This is a genomic window from Caldovatus aquaticus (assembly GCF_019458025.1).
In the GTDB taxonomy this organism is placed as follows: Bacteria; Pseudomonadota; Alphaproteobacteria; order Acetobacterales; family Acetobacteraceae; genus Caldovatus; species Caldovatus aquaticus.
Genome location: NZ_JAHZUY010000108.1, coordinates 1 through 5,322, shown reverse-complemented (window position 1 = coordinate 5,322; position 5,322 = coordinate 1). Strand labels below are relative to the sequence as shown.

Annotated in this window: 3 protein-coding genes; all 3 read left to right on the top strand. The window is 80.3% G+C overall.

Annotated features, from left to right (window positions below; all coding sequences use genetic code 11):
- Window positions 1–2,660: SDR family NAD(P)-dependent oxidoreductase (locus tag K1J50_RS18510; protein ID WP_220119224.1), on the top strand; the 2,660-nt coding region annotated here is incomplete at its 5' end.
- The gene (locus tag K1J50_RS18505; RefSeq protein ID WP_220119223.1) at window positions 2,657–3,982 is read left to right on the top strand and encodes an aminotransferase class I/II-fold pyridoxal phosphate-dependent enzyme; all 1,326 of its coding nucleotides are present in this window, start codon (window positions 2,657–2,659) and stop codon (window positions 3,980–3,982) included. The genes K1J50_RS18510 and K1J50_RS18505, both read left to right, overlap by 4 nt.
- Window positions 3,979–4,836 carry a methionyl-tRNA formyltransferase gene (locus tag K1J50_RS19675; protein WP_220119222.1) on the top strand — a complete coding sequence of 286 codons (858 nt, stop codon included), beginning with the start codon at window positions 3,979–3,981 and terminating at the stop codon, window positions 4,834–4,836. Before K1J50_RS18505 ends, K1J50_RS19675 begins: the two co-directional genes overlap by 4 nt.
- The last annotated feature ends 486 nt before the right edge of the window (window positions 4,837–5,322 follow it).

Below are 5,322 nucleotides of genomic sequence, written 5' to 3'. Positions count from 1 at the left end.
TCGCCGGGGTCGGGCGGCCGCCGCAGCGTCACGACCTCGCCGGCGCCGTGCCGCCGCCGCGCGCGCTGGCGGGCGCCACCGTCGTCCTGCTCGCCGCCCCCGCCCCGCGCGCGCTCCCCGCCGCCCTGGCCGCGACGGTGCGCTGGGCGGAGGCGGCGCAGGGCAGCGCCGCCGCCTTCCGCCTCGTCACCCGGGGCGGGGCGCAGCCCGAGGACGCCGCCGCGCATTCCCCGGCCGGCGCGGCGCTGTTCGCGCTCGGGCGGGTGCTGGCGAACGAGATGCCGGACCTCGCGCCGCGCCGCCTCGACCTCTGCCCGGACCTGGCGCCGGAGGAGGCGGCGCGCCGGCTGCTGCCCGAGCTGCTCGGCCCGACCGGCGGCGAGGCGGAGGTCACCTTCACCGCCACCGCGCGCCTGGTGCCGCGGCTCCTGCCCGGCGGCGCGGAGGACCGCGCCGCGCCGGCCGCGCCCGCCCGCCTCGCGGTGCGCGAGCCCGGCCGGCTCGCCAGCCTCGCCTGGGAGCCCGCGCCCGCGCCGCGCGCGCCCGGCCCGGGCGAGGTGCTGCTGCGGGTCGAGGCGGCGGGGCTCAATTTCCGCGACCTGATGTGGGCGCAGGGCCTGCTGCCGGAGGAGGCGCTGCTCGACGGCTTCGCCGGCCCCACCCTCGGCATGGAGTGCGCCGGGGTAGTGGAGGCGGCGGGGCCGGGCGTGGAGCTCCGCCCCGGCGAGGCGGTGTTCGGCTTCGCCCCCGCCGCCCTCGCCTCGCGCGTCCTGACGCGCGCGGAGGCGCTGGCGCGCCGGCCGGAGGGCCTCTCGCCGGCGGCGGCGGCGACGGTGCCGGTCGCCTTCCTCACCGCGGTCTATGCGCTGGAGCACTGCGCCCGGCTGCGCGCCGGCGAGCGCGTGCTGATCCACGGCGGGGCGGGCGGCGTCGGCCTCGCCGCCCTGCAGGTGGCGCTGGCCGCCGGGGCGCGCGTCGCCGTCACCGCCGGCACCGAGGCGAAGCGCGCCTTCCTGCGCGCCGCCGGGGCGGAGCTTGCGCTCGATTCGCGCGATCCCGGCTTCGCCGACGCGCTGCGCGCGCGCTGGCCCGAGGGCGTGGACGTGGTGCTCAACTCGCTCGCCGGCGAGGCGATGGAGCGCTCGCTCGGCCTGCTCCGCCCCTTCGGCCGCTTCGTCGAGCTCGGCAAGCGCGACTACGTGGAGGACCGCCGCGCGCCGCTGCGCCCGCTGCGCCGCAACGCGACCTACTTCGCCGTGGACGTGGACGCGCTGCCGCGCGCGAGGCCCGATTTCGCCGCGAGCCTGCTCGGCGACATCCGCGCCCGCCTCGCCGAGGGGGCGCTGCTGCCGCTGCCGCATGCGGTGCATGCGGCGGAGGAGGCGGAGGCGGCGTTCCGCACCCTCCAGGCCTCGGCGCACATCGGCAAGATCGTGATCGTGCCGCCGCCGGCGGAGGCGGCGGCGCGGCCCGCGGCGGCGCCGGCGACGGCGTGGCAGCCGGCGGCGGAGGGCGTCTGGCTCGTCGTCGGCGGCATCCAGGGCTTCGGGCTGGAGGCGGCGAAGTGGCTCGCGGCGCGCGGCGTCGCGCGGCTCGCGCTGATCGGCCGGCGCGGGCCGGCGACGCCCGGCGCCGAGGCGGCGCTGCGGACCCTCGCCGCCCTCGGCGCGCGCGCCTCGCTCCATGCCTGCGACGCGGCGGACGGCGCGGCGCTGGCGCGCACGCTGGAGGCGATCCGCGCCGGCGGCGCGCCGATCCGCGGCGTGGTGCACGCCGCCGCCGTCCTCGACGACGGCGCGGCGATCGCCATGGACGCGGCGCGCTTCGCCCGCGCCCTGGCGGCGAAGCTCGCGGCGGCGGAGAACCTCGACCGCCTGACCGCGGGCGATCCGCTGGAGGCGTTCGTGCTGTTCTCCTCCGCCACCGCGGCCTTCGGCAATCCGGGCCAGGCCAACTACGTCGCCGCCAATGCGGCGCTCGAGGCCCTGGCGCGCCGCCGCCGCGCGCAGGGCCGCCCGGCGGTCGCCATCGCCTGGGGGCCGATCGCCGACGCCGGGATGCTCGCCGCCGATCCGGCCGCCGTCGAGACGCTGCGCCGCCGCCTCGGCGCCGCGCCGATGCCGGCGGCGGAGGCGCTGCAGGCCGGGCTCGGCGCGGCGCTGCGGCCGGACGCGCCGGCGGTGGTCGGGCTGGCGCGCATCGCCTGGGCGCAGGCGCGCATGGCGCTCCCGGTGCTGGCCGAGCCGGCCTTCGCCGCCGCGCGGCGCGCCGCGGGCGGCGATGCGGCGGAGGGCGAGTCGGCGGAGGAGCTGCGCGCGCGGCTGCGCCGCCTGCCCGCCACCGAGGCGCGCGCCCTGCTGCGGACCCTGGTCGCCGAGGAGGCGGCGCGCATCCTGCGCCTCCCCCCCGAGGCGGTGCCGCTGGACGCGCCGGCCGCGGGCTTCGGCCTCGACAGCCTGGGCGGGCTCGAGCTGCGCATGGCGCTGGAGCGGCGCCTCGGCGCCCAGGTCCCGCTCGCCGCAGTGACCGAGGACCTGACGCTGGCGGCGCTGGCCGAGCGCGTCGCCGGCGTGGTGCTCGAGGACCGCGCCGAGGCGGCGCTGGAGACGCTGATGGCGGCCTACGAGCCCCCCGCCGCGCCCGCGGAGGCGGCGGAATGAAGGGCGGCTTCGGCCTCTCCCGGAGCGCGCGGCTCGCGCTGCTCCGGCGGCTGGCGCAGCGCCGCGACGGCGCGGAGGGAGCGGCGGAGGAGGACGCCGCCGACCCGCGCGGCTTCGCGGGCCTGCCCGGCCAGCGCGACCTCGCCCTGATCCGCGCCGCGGGCGAGGCGCTCGGCCTCGAGAACCCGTTCTTCCGCCCGCACGAGGGCGTGGCCGGGGCGCGCACGCGCATCGGCGGGCGCGACTACCTCAACTTCGCCTCCTACAACTATCTCGGGCTGAACGGCGATCCGCGCGTCGCGGCGGCGGCGAAGGCGGCGATCGACCGCCACGGCGTCTCCGCCTCCGCCTCGCGCCTGGTCTCGGGCGAGCGCCCGGTGCATGCCGCGCTCGAAGCGGCGCTGGCCGCGAACTACGGCACCGAGGCGTGCCTCGCCTTCGTCTCCGGCCACGCGACGAACGTGACGGTGATCGGCCACCTGCTCGGCCCGCGCGACCTGATCGTGCACGACGCGGCGATCCACAATTCCTGCCTCGAGGGGGCGCGGCTCTCCGGCGCGCGGCGCGTCGCCTTCCCGCACAACGACTGGGCCGCCGCCGAGCGCGCGCTGGCCGCGGAGCGGCGCGGCGCGCGGCGCGCCCTGCTGCTGATCGAGGGCCACTACAGCATGGACGGCGACGTGCCGGACCTCGCGCGCTTCGCCGCCGTCGCGCGCCGGCACGAGGCCTGGCTGATGGTGGACGAGGCGCATGCGCTCGGCGTGCTCGGCGCCACGGGGCGCGGCGTGTTCGAGCAGTGCGGCGTGGACCCGTCCGAGGTGGACATCTGGATGGGGACGCTCTCCAAGACGCTCTCCGCCTGCGGCGGCTACATCGCCGGGCGGCGGGCGCTGGTGGACTACCTCCGGCACTCGGCGCCGGGCTTCGTCTATTCGGTCGGCCTCGCCCCGCCGCTCGCCGCGGCGGCGCTGGAATCGCTCGCGATCCTGCGCGCGGAGCCGGAGCGGGTGCGGCGGCTGCAGGCGAACGCGACGCTGTTTCGCGACCTCGCGCGGGCGCGCGGGCTCGATGTCGGCCGCTCGGCCGGGATGGGGATCGTGCCGGTGATCGTCGGCTCCTCGGTCGGCGCGGCGCGGCTCTCGGCGGCGCTGTTCGCGCGCGGGATCAACGTCCAGCCGATCCTCTTCCCCGCGGTGCCGGAGGCGAGCGCGCGGCTGCGCTTCTTCCTCAGCGCCGAGCACACCGAGGCCGAGATCCGCGAGGCGGTGCAGGCGACCGCCGCCGCCCTCGCCGAGTCCGGCCCGGCCGAGCTGCCGGAGTGAGCCCCGGGGCGGAGACGACGAACCCGGGCGGCGGGCCCCGCCGCTCCCGGCTGCGCATCGCGCTGCTGACGCTGGAGAGCACGGCGAGCGCCGCCGCCGTCGCCGCCTTCGCCCGGGCGCAGCGCGAGCGCCTGGCGCTGGTCGGGCGCTCCGATCCCTTCCGGCGCGCAGCGGGCGGGATGGCCGGGCAGCTCCGGCGCCATCTCCGGCGCTCCGGGCCGCGCCTGCTGCCCTGGCTCGCGCTCGAATTCGCGGTGCCGCGGCTGCTCTCCGCGCTCCGCCTGGACGATTCCGGCTCGCTCGCCGCCTGCTGCCGCAAGGCGGGGGTGCCGATGGTGACGGTCGAGGACGTGAACGGGCCGCGCTTCCACGCCGCGCTGCGCGAGGCGCGGCCCGACCTGATCGTCACCTTCCACTTCGACCAGATCCTCTCCGCCGAGACGATCGCGCTGGCGCCGCGCGGCGGGATCAACGTGCATCCTTCGCTGCTGCCGCGCCATCGCGGGCCGATGCCGGTGTTCTGGGCGCTGCAGGAGGAGCCGCCGGCGCTCGGCGTCACGGTGCACCGGCTGGTGCCGCGCATCGACGCCGGGCCGGTGCTGGCGCAGCGGCCGATGCCGCTGCCCGCGGGCCTCAGCGTCGCCGGCGCCGCGCGCGCGCTGCACGCGCTGGGGGCCGGGCTCGCCAGCGAGGTGCTGGCGCGGATCGAGGCCGGCACGGCGGAGGAGACCGCGACGGCGCCGCTCGCCTACTGCCCGTTCCCCTCGGCGGCCGCGCTGCGGGCGGCGCGGCGGCGCGGCCTGCGCCTCGTCGACGCCGCGGACTGGCGCGCGGCGCGCGCGGTGCGGCTGTAGGCCGCAGGGCGCGCAGGGGCGGCCTCCGCGCCCGAGCCGGCGCGCCGGGGGTCCGCCGGTCGCCGACGCAGCGTCCCTCGCCTGCCTGCGCCGGCCGGCGGGCCGCGCGCCGCTCCGCCACCGCTGCGCGCGCTGGCGGGTCGCACCATCCGCCGCGGGAGAGGCCGCGGTCGCTCCCCGCGCCGGGAGCGGCGGCGGCCGGCGCCTCCGCCTCCCCCCTTGCCCGCGGCGAAGTGGCCGCAGCCCATCACCGCCCGCGCCCGCGCGGGCGGGAGGAGCGGCGTCTGGCCGCCAGCCGCGAGCGTCGAGCCGCGCCCGCGCCCGCGCGGGCGGGGACACCCAATGGCCGACACGGCGACCGCCGAGCGGGCCGCGCCCGCGCCCGCGCGGGCGGGGGAGCGGGCCTCGCCCGGGGGCGAGGCGACGGCCCCGGCGCGTTGCTCGCCGGGCCGCGTGCCGCTTCGGTCCGGGTCCCCCTGCCCGCGA